This is a genomic window from Novosphingobium sp. TK46 (assembly GCF_055361525.1).
The window spans coordinates 2,003,691-2,017,160 of the sequence record NZ_CM143963.1 but is presented as its reverse complement, the minus strand read 5'-3'; the positions used below and the strand labels follow the sequence as shown (position 1 = coordinate 2,017,160).

Below are 13,470 nucleotides of genomic sequence, written 5' to 3'. Positions count from 1 at the left end.
TGTCACGCACGAGCCGGCGGTGCAATCGCACCGTCCCGAGCGGCGTGAACGCCTTGTACCATCGCAAGACCCGCTCCCGCCTGCCCGCTCCTGAAGATCACACCCATCAAAGGGCTAAGACGATTGCGCGGGGGCAGATGCTCGGGCCAATGACGGCACCGCGCCCCTCGCCCGATCCTGAGTGCTGAGGAGCAATTGGTGTTCTGGCAGCGCTATCAGTTCTTCTACTCATCTCGCCCTTACTCTAGAACGCCAGCGATTCGCGCCCGGTCATCAGGCGTTCACCGTGAAAGGCGAAGGTAAACGCATGCCTGCAATTACCAATGACGATCGCAAGTTCGCCCTCTTCACCGATCCCCAGCTGCGCGAAGCCACGCCCTATAACGATCGCGGCGATTATTTCGGCAAGGCGCGCGACCGGATGGAACGCACCTTCCGCCTGATCGAACGCGATGTTCCGGGCAAGGTCATGCTCGATATCGGTGCTTCGCCGTTCTACCTGCTGCATCTGGCCAAGCAGGCGGGAGCGGCCCGTTGCCACGGCACCTATTTCGCCAATGACGAGCATTCGTTGCGCGGCGTGGATCTGGTGCACTCGGGCGCGGGACCGATCGAGATCAGCCACTCTGATGCCGAGAACGATCGCCTGCCCTTTGCCGATAACGAGGTGGACGTGGTGTCCGCCTGCGAGATCCTGGAACATTTCGACTACTTCCCGGCGCATCTTGCCAGCGAGATCCGCCGCGTCCTCAAACCCGGCGGATTGTTGTGCATCACCGTGCCGAACGTGGCCTCGATCGCACACATCCTCAAGCTGGTGGCCGGCAAGAACATCTACATGCGCTATCGGTCCGACAGCAGCGGACGCCACAAGCACGAGTACACAGCGGCACAGCTGCGATCCTTCGTGGAATATCTGGGGATGGAAATCGTGCGCGCCGGCGTGCTGCCGTCCCCCACCACGGGCAAGAAGCTGCTGCGCCCGTTCTATCGGGCACTTGCCCACTTGCCGGTCCTCAAGAACTACTCACCCATCCTCTATGTCCTTGCGCGGCAGCCCGATCCGAAGCCGACGAGCGATCTGTCGATGCCACCTGCCGCCCTGTATGAAGCGATATCCTCGACGGAGGTATAACGGCCGCATTCGCGATCGGCGTTGCCAAGGCAGCGCGCGACGCTACTGGTCGCCTGCCACCTGAGCTTCATGCAAGCATCGATGATCGTACATCCCCCTCCTCCGCTGCACCCGCCGCGCCGCAAAAGCGGCTGGAGCGTCGCGGCAGTCGTCCTGCTGGTGGCCGCTGCCATCGCCGTGTTCGGGCTGTTCGCCTTACCGCCATCGTCGAGCGATCCATCCCGCGTGGACATCGCCGCACAAGATCCCGCGGTGCCCTTGTCGGCCGCCGACCTTGCCCAGCTCACCGTGTCCGATCCGACCACCCTGGAATCCGTTTCCCCAAACGAGGCGGTCGAGATCAATGCCGCCATCCCGCTGTCGACGACGGCGAACCCGCCAGCGAAGGCGCTGGTCGTGCCGTTGGGCAACGGCGTCGACTATTTGCGCGCCCTCGATTGCATGACCTCCGCGATCTATTACGAAGCGGCCAATGAAAGCGAGGACGGCCAGCGCGCCGTCGCACAAGTCGTGCTGAACCGCACGCGCGACCCGCTTTACCCGAGCACGGTTTGCGGGGTCGTCTATCAGGGCTCCGAACGCGTGACCGGTTGCCAGTTCAGCTTCACCTGCGATGGCTCGCTCGCTCGGCGGCCGATGCCGGCCTTGTGGTCCAGAGCGCGGGCGATCGCCAGTCGCGCGCTGGCCGGCAGCGTCTATCCGGCGGTGGGATGGGCAACGCATTATCATGCCAACTACGTCGTTCCCAAATGGGCGAGGACCTTGGCCAAGACGGCGCAAGTCGGCCTTCATATCTTCTACAGATGGCCCGGCGCGCGCGGCAGCGAACGGGCGTTCACCCAGCCTTACGGGGGAACGGAAGCCGTACCATCGGCCATCGCGGCAACGCTGCTGGACGAGCCGAACCCCATGAACACCGGTGCAGCAGCGGCCGCGGTCTCGCTGTCCGAACGACCGGTCCTTACCGATGATGCCGCCATCAGGCCGGCGCCGGGCGTGAAGGGTCCGGTTCCGGCCGACGCGACGAAACCCGCTCCATCCGCCGACACGAACCGCTGGGTCATCAAGGAGCCGCCCGTTCCGGCAGACGCGGCTGAAAAGCCGGCCACGCCCTGAACGGGCGCCGAACCCGCGTGCGTCTCGATTCCGCACGAAGAAACGACTCGCGTCCGTGGCATACTCGCGGCAGAGAAATTTGTGCGGCTGCCTAGTGATCGGTCGCTCGGGGGGAACGGTTGTGCTCGATAGAGCGGGTCGAGGACGTGGATTGACGCCGCCAGGCGAGGGCGCGGCACCGCGCCAGGGACATGCCGGCACCTTTCGCGCCGACATCGAAGGCCTGCGCGCTCTTGCGATCCTGCCGATCCTCGCCAACCATGCGGGCATCCCGGGTTTCGCCGGCGGCTTTGTCGGCGTCGACATTTTCTTCGTGATCTCGGGCTATCTGATCACCCACATCATCACGCGCGATATCGCCATGGGGCGGTACTCGCTGGCCGAGTTCTACCGCAGGCGGGCGCTCCGCATCTTCCCGGCGTTGTTCGTGCTGCTGCCCGTCGTTACCATCGTCGCGCTGCTGGCCATGGCGCCTTCGGAATTGGTGACCTTCTCGCGATCGGTGATCGCGACGACCTTCTTCGCGTCCAACTTCCACTTCCTGGCGGACACCGGCTATTTCACACCTGCCGCGGCGACGCGCCCGCTGCTTCACACCTGGTCGCTGGCGATCGAGGAGCAGTTCTACATCTTCTGGCCGCTGCTGCTCGCTCTTGCCGTCCCCAAGGGACGACGGGCGCGCTGGGGAATCGTCTGGGCAGTCGTGGCCGCATCGTTCGCCGCATCCATATGGATGACCCGGATCGATATGGCGGTCGCGTTCTATCAGTTGCCGTTCCGGGCTTGGGAGCTTGGCCTTGGCGGTCTCTTGAGCACGCTGTCTCTTGCCGGCCTGTCGCGCCCCGTGCGCGAATTGCTTGCGGCTCTGGGCATCGCCGCGATCGGCTATGCCACCCACTTCTACCGCGAACCGCTTGTCTTTCCGGGACTCGCCGCGGCCTTGCCATGCCTGGGTGCAGCAGCGATCATCGCCGCAGGCCCGGAACCCTTCGTCAACCGCATCCTGTCACTGGCGCCGGCCAGGTTTTTCGGCCGGATCTCGTACTCGCTCTATCTTTGGCATTGGCCGGTAATCGTCTTTGCCGGACTGTGGCTGTTCCTGCCGTTCGGATGGCAGACGATCGCCGGCGAGATCGCGTTGTCGATCCTGCTGGGCTGGCTCTCTTACGAGATCGTCGAGAAAAAGGGCCGGACATGGCTTGCCGCGATGTCGCTGAGAAAGCTGTTCACTACTGCCGCAACAGTGATGGTGACCACCGGGGCCGCAGCCTTCACGCTCATGGCCGCAGACGGCCTTCCTGGCCGGTTTTCCAGCCATCAGCGCGTGTTCGACGGCGCGCTCGCCAGGGACGACCAGCAAGCCTATCGTCAAGGTCGCTGCTTCATGGTCGAACCCCTCGATCGATATGACGAGCAGACATGCCTGACAGGCGCCGCCGACCAGCCGCATGTGCTTCTGATCGGCGATAGCCTGGCAGCGCATTGGTGGCCGGGACTGTCGAAGCTCGATTTGCCGTTCTCGGTGCTGCAAGCGACGATGATCGGCTGCAAGCCGGGCTTCTACCCGCTCGATGACAAGCGCCCCTGCGCCCGGTTCTTCAATCGCATCCTGGGCGAGTGGCTGCCGCGTCACAAGCAGCAGGCCGTCATCCTGGCCGGACGCTGGCAGATGTCGGATTTGTCATTGCTCGATACCACGCTGGCGCGCTTGCACGCAGCAGGGCAGAAAGCCGTCGTCATCGGATCAGTCCCGATTTACCGATTCGCCGTACCCCGCCTGCTCTTCTTCAACCGCGACGCCAAAGATCCCGGCGTCATGGCGCGGGCCAATCTTGATCGCGGCGCCTCCTTCGAGGTGGATCGGGCTATCGCAGAGATAGCGTCGCGCCATCATGTCGCCTTCATCTCGCCGCTGGATGCACTTTGCCCAGGCGGCGATTGCAAGGTCTTGGCCGCGCCCGGCGTGCCCATGCAGTTCGATGAAGCCCATTTCACGGTGGAAGGATCGGTGTTGGCAGCCCGAGCGATCAGGCCGCAGCTGGTTGCAGGGGTCATGGAACCGTCCGAGAATTAGACAAAGCTTCTGCTTGTACGCACCTGCAACATCGGTAAGTAGAAACCCAGCCTTATGCGATCGAGAAAAGCTGTGCCTGTCAGAATTGCGTTCCTGTTGTCGCTTGTCGGACTTTTCCTCGGCGGTTGCGCCCAATCGCGTGAGCAGGTCATCTCCAGCGGCAGCCGCTACGAAACGGTTGACCCCGCTAGCGCGACGTCGGATTACCTGCTGGACGTAGGCGACAAGGTGCGCGTCACCGTCTTCAATGAACCGACGCTCTCCGGCGAATTCGCGATCAATGCAAACGGTGCCGTCTCGCTCCCCCTCATCGGTGATGTTCCGGCGCGCGGCAAAACGGCGGGTCAGGTCGCAACGCAGGCCGAGAGCATCTTCAGCAAAGGGTACCTTCGCGATCCGAAGATCAGCGCTGAAGTTACCACGTTCAGGCCGTTCTTCATCCTGGGTGAGGTCAAGGCCCCAGGCCAGTATCCCTACACCAACGGCATCAACGTCTTGAACGCCGTCGCGACGGCTCAGGGCTATACACCACGTGCGCGCAAGTCGATCGTGTACATCCGCCGCGTCGGAGAGGTAACCGAGCAGGCTTACGAGGTGACGCCCAGCCTGCGCGTCTACCCGGGCGACACCATCAGAGTCGGCGAGCGGTATTTCTGAAACGCACGCTCTCCACCAGAGCAGGGTATCCACACTGCGGTCGTGAATATCTGATGCAGGGCTTGCCGCGCATCACGCGCGATCGAGACAAGTCCGCGACGACGCGTAATCTTGAAGATGCTCGGACGGGATGGTCACGCAGGCTAGGATCGAGCGCAGGCAGGCCACTGGCAATGGGGGGCAGCTCCGGATATGCTGGTTTCGTCGGATTCGGGTTGATCGCACCGCAAATAGAAGAGCGGCACCTTGGGGGTCCGCTCTATCGGGGGTTTATGGCAAGTTCGATCAAGCGCGCAGGTCTCCTGTGCTTCACGCTGCTGGCAGCAATGCCGCACGCGGCTAGCGCGCAAACCGAATCCATACTGGTGACTCCGGTATTGCCACCAGGCTTCGACAAGGGCCGGAACGTCGGCGTGACCGAACGGGCCAGGCCGGATTACGACGCTCTTGGGATACCGCTCGGTCAGTTCAATGTTTTTGCGCAATTGGGCACAGGCATCGGCTATACCAGCAATGTCCTCCCGAATTCGCCCAATCAGGATTCGGACGAATTCCTGACCGTTTCTCCGAACGTCAGGATCGTCTCCGACTGGACCCAGAACCTGGTCACGTTGGGGGGTGGACTGGACGCGACGCGCTATCGATCCACCACCAATCGAAATCAGAACGAGTGGCACCTCGACGCTCATGGTCGTTATGATATCAGCGACAGCGCCCTGATCGATGGTCAGGCCTTGGTCGAGCGGCGTTTCGAGACACCGTTTTCCGGTGCGATCGCATCTGATCTGTCAGTACTGTCCAGCTATGTCCATTCGTATGGAGCGCTTCGCGGCGAATACCAGATGGGGCAGATGCGGACGATGCTGTCCGCCGATTTCTCCCGGTTCACGTTCAGTCCGATCGACCGACCCGAGGGCGCCATCGATCAATCGGATCGCGACCGTGACATCGCGCGGCTGACGGCGCAAGCCGAGTACGCGCTCACACCCAGCACTTCGGTTTTTGGGCGGATAGGCTATGATCGAAACAATTATGATCAAAATCTTCGGACCGGGCTGCCAAATCTCGATGCAAACGGATATCGCGGCAGCGTCGGCGTAAATCTCGATCTGTCGAGCTTTCTGCGCGGAACCGTGTCGGTCGGCTATCTGAAAAGAGATTACGACGCATCGATATACCGGAGCGTCAGCGGGCTCGCCGCTGAAGGCCGGTTGGAATATTTCTACAGCGAATTGACGAACTTCACCATCGACGCTTCGCGGACGATCCAAGATACGTCATTAGGCGGTATCGGCGCCTATTTCGACAACCGCGTTTCTGGCCGCGTCGATCACGAGCTGCTGCGAAATCTGATAATCAATGCCGGCGTGGAATACACCTATCAGACCTATGTCTACACGACGGCAAAGAACCGTGTGCTGGGACTGAATGCAAGCGCCAAATATCTGGCCACGCGGCTATACAATCTGGGCGCAAATGTCAGCTACACCAAACGCTCAGAGTCAGGGCGGATTGGTGGTCGAGATTTTAACGAACTTCGCGCTCTCGTCAGCGTGACGGTTCACCCTTAAATCCTAGGATACCTCGCAAATGGAAATCGCGCACAAGCCCGAGGGATACGAAGGTCGCCTAGCCGACCTAGTGCAAATCGTCCGTGACACCGTTCGGCGTCGATGGCTCACACTCGCCATTGTATCAGCCGTGGTTTTCGCCCTGGGTGTGGTCGCGGTCATGTTCATGACGCCGAAATACGAGTCGGTGGCCTTGGTCAGGATCGATCCAACGCGCAATCCCGTCGATAATCGCGGTGCCGGACAAGCCAGTCTGTCGCCCGAGGCAATCGAGACCGAAGTCACGATCCTGAACTCGCCGGATATCGCACGAGCCGTCGTGACGCAGCTCGGCTTGCAGAATGACCCGGAGTTCAATCCTCTCTTGAAACAGGACGGCGCTCGCGCGACGCAGACGGAACAGGTTAACGCGACCGCAAACGCCTTGCTAGCGAACCTGGCGGTCAGCCGTGACAAACTGACGTACATCATCGGCATTCGCTTCACGTCGACAAACGCTCTCAAGGCGGCACAGATCGCCAATGCCTTCGCCGACCGTTACCTGGCGACGAAAGTCGGCAACAACATGGGAGATGCGTCGCAGCAGGTCGCCTTCTTCCAGAAGCGTCTCGAAGAACTTGGGCGCGAAGTGCGCGCGGCAGATGCTGCAGCAGCGCAATATCGTGTCCAATCGGGTCTGGTCACCGCTTCCGGCTCGAATTCGGGCACCATCACCGATCAACAGATCGTCCCCCTCTCATCGTCCCTGGCCGCCGCAGAAGCGCAGGCTGCTGCTGCACGTGCCTCGCTTGGCACGGCCGAGGCGCAGATGGCCCGCGGTGGCATTGATGGCGTTGCCGAAGTGCGTAGCTCACCGGTCATCGCCGACCTACGCCGTCAACGCGCCGAGGTTTTGCGCAACATGGGCGAAGTCACCGCCAGGTACGGCGAACTTCATCCAGAAAGCGTCAAGATCCGCGACCAGCTGAAGGGGCTCGACCAGCAAATCAGCGAGGAATCGCGGCGGACGCTCGCGTCGCTGCGTGCCGAGGCGGTCACGGCCGAGGCCAGCACGGCCAGCCTGCGCGCCACAATGAACCGCCTGGGCGGCGTCCGCGCAAATGAAGCCCGCGCCTCGGTGCTGGCCGATAGCCTTGAACGTGAAGCCGCTGCCAAGCGCGATGCCTACAACAAAGTCGCGCAGATGTCGGTCGACAGCACCCAAGCCTCCAGGAACCAGATTTCTCAGGCTGTGATCGTCGCCCGCGCCAGTCCCGCGGGACGCCCCACCTCGCCCAACAAGCCGCTTCTGTTCGCACTCTCGCTTATCGTCGGCCTTTCGGCAGGTGCAGCGACGATCGCGACGCAGGAGATGCTGGTTTCCGGCATGCGCTCGATCGCCGACGTGGAAGCGGCGCTTGGCCTGCCTGTTCTGGCAGCTGTCCCCATGCTTCCCAAATCGGCTCATCCCGGCGATCTCATCCTCGAGAAACCGACATCGTTGTTCGCGGAATCCTTCCGGATTGCCCGTGCCGCGATCCTGGGCGTGAAGTCGAAAAAGCCGCCGCAAATCATCGCGATCACATCGTCACTACCGTCCGAGGGCAAGACGACCACCGCCCTGTCCTTCGCTCGGGTCCTGGCAATGAACGGCGCCAACACGCTTCTGATCGATTGCGACGTCCGTCGTGCCTCGCTGCGCGAGAGTGTGCCCGAGCATCCGGATGTACCCGGGATTGTCGAAGTGCTGCACGGCGAGGCCAATCTGGCCGACGCGATCGTCCCGAGCAGCCGCGTTCCACGCCTCGACCAGATGCTGGTGAAGACCCAGTATTTCAGTTCCGAAAACCTCTTCGGCGGCGACGACATGGAGCAGTTGCTTGCGGGGCTGCGCGGTCGTTATGACCATATCGTGCTCGATCTTCCGCCATTGATCGGCTTGGCGGACGGACGCTTCCTCGCCGTACTCGCGGACGCGACCGCTCTCGTCATACGCTGGGATTCGACACCGGCAGATGCCGCGTCGACGGCCTTGAACTGGCTGCGGACAGACGGAGCCAATCCCGTCGGCGCGATCTACACGATGGTCGACTCGTCGGCGGAGGCAATCGGTGGCCTCTACTACTCGAAGAAGTATTCCGGCTATTATCAGGCCGCATGACGGCCAGGTGTCGTTATAGTCCTGTCGTTGATTGATTTTAAATGGAGCCGGAAAGCAGAAGGTGAGGCAAATTTCGAGTCGAGAAATGCCCTCGGTCGCCCGGCTCCAGCCGTTTCTGCTCTATAAAGAGCCAGACGGAACATTTAGGCGATGCGCCAAGTCTAAATTGCAGCTCAGCCAGTATTCAAGCCAATTCGGCTCATCCATGCTGGCTGAGGCTTCACAGACGTACTATGAGGGCGTTGTAATATCGCGGTGAGAACGTATGCGTTTATGATTAACGATCGCACTCTTCTTGGTAAGAAAGATCCTCTTCACAGTCAGTTGGGGGTAAGATTTGACCGCCGTACTCTCGACGAGGTCATCGCCCTGATCCTTCAAGACACTAAACGCCCTGCTTTTTACGTGACTTGTAATCTAAATCACCTGCGTGTTCTCCAATCAGAGCCTGATTTCCGTGAGGCTTATCGCCGGGCGACGCTTATCACGCTGGACAGTCGCCCCATCCAAGTGGCATCGCGGTGGCGCTTCGGCGAGGAAGTTCCGCTGGTGACCGGTGCGGACCTCTTCGAAGTTCTCTTTGCCAAACTTCGCGTGGGTATGGATCGACCTTTTTTCGTTTCGAGCTCGGACAAAACCGGCGACGTTCTCACGAAGAAACTGATCGATCGCGGCTTCGATCCGACCGACATAGCGTACCATACGCCGCCATTTGGCTTCGAGGCCGATCCACAACGCAGCGCAGCCATGATTGCCCAGATACGCGACCATGGAACGACGCATCTTTTCATGGGAGTGGGTGCACCCAAAAGCGAGCATTGGGTGACGCGGCATCTAGACGCACTTCCCCCGGCACATATTCTATGTGTCGGGGCCGCTCTCGATTTTACGGCAGGTGCAAAGAAGCGCGCGCCGACGTGGCTCGGACGTTTCGGGCTGGAGTGGCTACATCGTTTGGCCTCGGAACCTGGCCGTCTGCTGCCCCGCTACGCCGGCGATGCCGCCGTTCTCGCCAAGATCCTAGTCGGAAAGAAACTCGCGCAAGTCTCGCCCCCATACGAGTATGTCAAGTCCTCGTGATAGACTGCCCGATGGATTCGAGTATCTGTTGCATCTAGAGTGCAAACGATACTCCGAATGATTATCGCAGATTCGCTTGCTTGACCCCGCATTCGCCCGTCAAGTGAGACCGTGTCGCTGGACGATGACGATTACTCCATTTGGGTCTGGTTAAAAATAGCTGCCGCATACCGAGACCCTATTAACGACATTGAAAAACCTGTACGCTGTACGCCCAAGCCACCCTTGAGACCGCGTCGCGCATATCCTAGAAACGACGCCTTGTTGTAAGCATCTGCTGATACGCGATAGAGAACATCGCATTTATCTTAATCGGAGACATTTGGATGAAGATCGCGGTTTTCGGTTTGGGCTATGTTGGCCTGTCAAACGCCATTCTCCTGGCACAACATAACGAAGTTGTAGCCGTTGATATCGCCGCCGAACGCGTAGAACTGCTTAATACGAGGCGGTCGCCGATCATAGATCCGGAGCTTGAGGAGTTTCTCGCAACTCAGACTCTCGACCTTACCGCGACGCTTGATCCGCAGCAGGCGATCACCGGCGCTGATTACGTGATCGTCGCCACGCCCACAAACTACGACGTTCAGACCAATAAATTCGACACGTCATCTGTCGAGGCCGTAATCAGATCGGTCATTTCGATCAATCCAGATGCGACCGTGGTGATCAAGTCGACGATCCCGGTCGGATTTGTTGAAGACGTGCGCAGGCGTCTGGGCACGGAACAAGTGATCTTCAGCCCAGAATTCCTACGCGAAGGACGCGCGCTTCACGACAACCTCCATCCATCGCGTATTATCGTCGGCGAACGCTCGGAACGTGGCCGCATCTTTGCCGAACTGCTCCTGCAAGCGGCTGCGAAGAAAGATGTCGAGATTCTGTATACGGATCCGAGCGAGGCAGAGGCAATAAAGCTGTTTGCCAACACTTACCTCGCCATGCGCGTCGCATTCTTCAATGAACTGGATAGTTACGCCATTATGCATGGCATGGACGCCAGACAGGTGATCGTTGGCGTGGGCCTCGATCCCCGTATCGGCCAGCATTATAGCAACCCAAGCTTCGGATATGGCGGTTACTGCCTGCCCAAAGACACGAAGCAATTGCTGGCAAACTACTCCGAGGTTCCGCAGAACCTGATCAGGGCCATTGTCGACGCGAACCGCACCCGGAAGGATTTCCTCGCCGATCAGATCATTGCCATGAAGCCGTCAAAGGTCGGCGTTTTCCGTCTCGTCATGAAAGCCGGATCGGACAACTTCCGGCAATCGTCGATCCAGGGGATCATGAAGCGCATCAAGGCCAAGGGCATCGAAGTGGCGATCTACGAACCCGCCATGACCGATTCAGAGTTCTTCGGCTCGAAGGTGATACGCGACCTGTCCGAGTTCAAGCACGATTGCGATGTCATCCTTGCCAACCGCCTGACGGACGAACTTGCCGATATCGAGGCCAAGGTATTCACGCGAGACTTGTTCGGGTCAGATTGAACCAGCGTACGTCGCGCTGGCTCTCGGCATCCGAGATATATCAAGGCGGTGCTTACCCCCCCCCGCCCCCCCCGCAAGGGGGGCTGCATCTCAGAACACCGATCCAATAGGCAATACGCTACTGCATTGGTAAGCTCGGATTGCGATCAGGCCGGGGCGGTGCGGAACGTCGACCCACACGTCTTAGGCGTTGCGCAACTCGGGATAAAGCCGGCGCCTGTGTCTATATGGCATGGCCAAAGGTCGTTCGTCCGCAGATCGCTACGCCCCGATCCCACGGTTCGGTGAGACGATCAGACGAAAGTGACATGCACGGCCACGACAGGTTTGCTCATCGGGAAGTGTCGAAGTCCGGCGGCGAAGGAATGGGGGGTTATTCGCGAAGGGGCTGCGCAGTCTGGCAGCTCGAACGCGGCCCGCATGGCTGTGATCGAACGCTGCGGTCATGCTGAGCCGGCGCCATGTTCATCGACGATCTCGCGCACGCGTGGACGGTGTATCGCTCGGATTGGATCGGCATAACGACAGGGCGGCACAATGCACGCCTGCCTGAAAGGTGCGCTTGGTCGATCCCTAACCGGTTGAGGCGTTTGCACAAAAAGTGGGGCCGGCGTTTCTACGCCGGCCCCGGATCCTAGACGATCAAGTCCGCTGGGTCCGCGATTAACGGAACAGCGACATGATCGACTGCGGCGCCTGGTTGGCGATCGACAGAGCCTGAACGCCAAGCTGCTGCTTGACCTGCAGGGCCTGAAGCTTCGCCGACTCCTTGGCGAGGTCGGCGTCGACCAGGTTACCGATGCCGCCCTGGATCGAGTCGGACAGCTTGCTGACGAAGCTCATCTGGCCATCGATCTGGCGCGAGGCCGAACCCAGCGTGCTGAGCTTGGTGTTGACGCTGGCGGCAAAGGTATCGAGGTTGGTCTTCAAGGTACCCGCTGCCGTCGCATCGGCAGCCAGATCGGTGCCGGCGAAAGTCAGCGCCGTATCCGTACCGGCTGCACCAAAGGCAGTGGTCGCATCGGCTTCCAGGTCGACGTTGGCGACATCCAGCTTGGACGTGCCGCTGGCCGACATCAAGGCCGAAACCTTGCCGGTCGCCGACGAGTCGGTCTTCAGCAGGTTGGTACCATTGAACTCCGACGAGCCGACGATGGAGTTGATCTGCTTCTTGAGCGCCTTGAGATCCTCACCGATCGCGGTGCGGCTCTTGGCGTCGAGGCCTCCATCCGAAGCTTCGGTGGCCTTGGACTTCATCTGGTTGACGAGATCCGAAACCTGCTCCGCACCGGCCACGGCAACGTCGACCGTGCTCTTTGCACGGCTGAGCGAAGACGTAACCGCCGTCAGTCCGCCGACATCGCCACGCAGCTTCTGCGCGATGGTGTACTTGGACGAGTCGTCCTTGGTCGAGGAAACCGCCAGGCCGGTGTTGATCCGGGTCTGGACGGTCGAAAGACCCTTGTTCGTCTCGTTGAGGCTCTGAAGAGCCGCCATCGCGCCGACGTTGGTGTTTACTGACATACCCATAGTGAAATTCCTTCTAAGTTTCAGGCTCTTTCTAAAGCCCCTGACCAAGACGGCGGCCGACCGGCGGACCATCTTCTTGTGAGCCGCAAATCCATTCTGGTATGATTTTCGGGGATCCGGCTTTTTGGCTGCAAATTTCCTGCCGTAGATCAAGTGCGAGCCTCGACCTGATCCTCGATACGGAAAATTTTGCCTAGTGGCCCAACTGCTCGACGAATTTTCTATAGGTATTGAGTACTCTAGAAAGGGCACGAGAATGGCACTCAAGATCGATCTGCGTGACGGAGAGAAGGTGGTCGTCAATGGAGCCGTTCTCTGTTCGTCAGGCCGGACCCGCCTCTATGTCGAGAACCACGTGACGATCCTGCGTGGTACCGGGATCATGACGCCCGTTGAGGCTGATACCCCTGCGCGGCGCCTCTATTTCGCCTGTATGATGGCCTACCTCGAACCTGAGCAGGACGTTCATCGACAGGCCGTTCTCAGCCTCTTCACCGATATCCTGGACGCCTTTGAAGGTCCGGAGGCGAAAGCCGCTTGTGGTGAGTTGGCGACGCTGATGGCAAGCTCGGACTTCTACCGAGCTCTTGGTGTCTGCCGCGAACTGATGCATTACGAAGATGGCGTCTTGGCGCGTCTGGACAAGAACGCTGAATACCAGTTCGGCTGATCTA

10 protein-coding genes are annotated in these 13,470 nt (G+C 60.2%); 9 read left to right on the top strand and 1 reads right to left on the bottom strand.

Translation table 11 applies throughout. From position 1 onward, the window contains the following. Positions 1-307 precede the first annotated feature (307 nt). The 8 genes from ACXJ1Z_RS09690 (at position 308) to ACXJ1Z_RS09655 (ending at position 11,266) form a co-directional block, all read left to right on the top strand. Entirely contained in the window at positions 308-1,135 is an 828-nt protein-coding gene (locus tag ACXJ1Z_RS09690) for a class I SAM-dependent methyltransferase (protein ID WP_463776299.1), read from the top strand. An 81-nt stretch (positions 1,136-1,216) separates the two neighbouring features. Continuing rightward, positions 1,217-2,251: a cell wall hydrolase gene (locus ACXJ1Z_RS09685; protein WP_463776297.1), complete on the top strand. Its 1,035-nt coding sequence runs from the start codon at positions 1,217-1,219 to the stop codon at positions 2,249-2,251. Positions 2,252-2,402: 151 nt separating this feature from the next. Beyond that, the gene (locus ACXJ1Z_RS09680) at positions 2,403-4,325 is read left to right on the top strand and encodes an acyltransferase family protein (RefSeq protein WP_463776295.1); all 1,923 of its coding nucleotides are present in this window, start codon (positions 2,403-2,405) and stop codon (positions 4,323-4,325) included. Positions 4,326-4,397: 72 nt separating this feature from the next. Further along, the gene (locus ACXJ1Z_RS09675) at positions 4,398-4,982 is read left to right on the top strand and encodes a polysaccharide biosynthesis/export family protein (protein WP_463776294.1); all 585 of its coding nucleotides are present in this window, start codon (positions 4,398-4,400) and stop codon (positions 4,980-4,982) included. A 272-nt stretch (positions 4,983-5,254) separates the two neighbouring features. Beyond that, entirely contained in the window at positions 5,255-6,553 is a 1,299-nt protein-coding gene (locus tag ACXJ1Z_RS09670) for an outer membrane beta-barrel protein (protein ID WP_463776293.1), read from the top strand. A 19-nt stretch (positions 6,554-6,572) separates the two neighbouring features. Beyond that, entirely contained in the window at positions 6,573-8,693 is a 2,121-nt protein-coding gene (locus tag ACXJ1Z_RS09665; protein WP_463776292.1) for a GumC family protein, read from the top strand. Positions 8,694-8,966: 273 nt separating this feature from the next. After that, positions 8,967-9,773: a WecB/TagA/CpsF family glycosyltransferase gene (locus ACXJ1Z_RS09660; protein WP_463776290.1), complete on the top strand. Its 807-nt coding sequence runs from the start codon at positions 8,967-8,969 to the stop codon at positions 9,771-9,773. A 326-nt stretch (positions 9,774-10,099) separates the two neighbouring features. After that, entirely contained in the window at positions 10,100-11,266 is a 1,167-nt protein-coding gene (locus tag ACXJ1Z_RS09655) for a nucleotide sugar dehydrogenase (RefSeq protein WP_463776289.1), read from the top strand. 663 nt (positions 11,267-11,929) lie between these two features. On the opposite strand, the gene ACXJ1Z_RS09650 is transcribed toward ACXJ1Z_RS09655, so the two are convergent. Further along, positions 11,930-12,796: a flagellin gene (locus ACXJ1Z_RS09650; RefSeq protein WP_463776288.1), complete on the bottom strand. Its 867-nt coding sequence runs from the start codon at positions 12,794-12,796 to the stop codon at positions 11,930-11,932. Between the two features lie 256 nt (positions 12,797-13,052). Here ACXJ1Z_RS09650 and ACXJ1Z_RS09645 point away from each other — a divergent pair, with 256 nt between their 5' ends. Further along, positions 13,053-13,466 carry a flagellar biosynthesis repressor FlbT gene (locus ACXJ1Z_RS09645; RefSeq protein WP_463776286.1) on the top strand — a complete coding sequence of 138 codons (414 nt, stop codon included), beginning with the start codon at positions 13,053-13,055 and terminating at the stop codon, positions 13,464-13,466. Positions 13,467-13,470 lie beyond the last annotated feature (4 nt).

Excerpts from the sequence above, each read along its gene's own strand:
- ACXJ1Z_RS09645 (WP_463776286.1), top strand. The coding sequence starts at position 13,053 with ATGGCACTCAAGATCGATCTGCGTGACGGAGAGAAGGTGGTCGTCAAT.
- ACXJ1Z_RS09655 (WP_463776289.1), top strand. The coding sequence starts at position 10,100 with ATGAAGATCGCGGTTTTCGGTTTGGGCTATGTTGGCCTGTCAAACGCC.
- ACXJ1Z_RS09670 (WP_463776293.1), top strand. The coding sequence starts at position 5,255 with ATGGCAAGTTCGATCAAGCGCGCAGGTCTCCTGTGCTTCACGCTGCTG.
- ACXJ1Z_RS09660 (WP_463776290.1), top strand. The coding sequence starts at position 8,967 with ATGATTAACGATCGCACTCTTCTTGGTAAGAAAGATCCTCTTCACAGT.
- ACXJ1Z_RS09650 (WP_463776288.1), bottom strand. The coding sequence starts at position 12,796 with ATGGGTATGTCAGTAAACACCAACGTCGGCGCGATGGCGGCTCTTCAG.
- ACXJ1Z_RS09665 (WP_463776292.1), top strand. The coding sequence starts at position 6,573 with ATGGAAATCGCGCACAAGCCCGAGGGATACGAAGGTCGCCTAGCCGAC.
- ACXJ1Z_RS09690 (WP_463776299.1), top strand. The coding sequence starts at position 308 with ATGCCTGCAATTACCAATGACGATCGCAAGTTCGCCCTCTTCACCGAT.
- ACXJ1Z_RS09685 (WP_463776297.1), top strand. The coding sequence starts at position 1,217 with ATGATCGTACATCCCCCTCCTCCGCTGCACCCGCCGCGCCGCAAAAGC.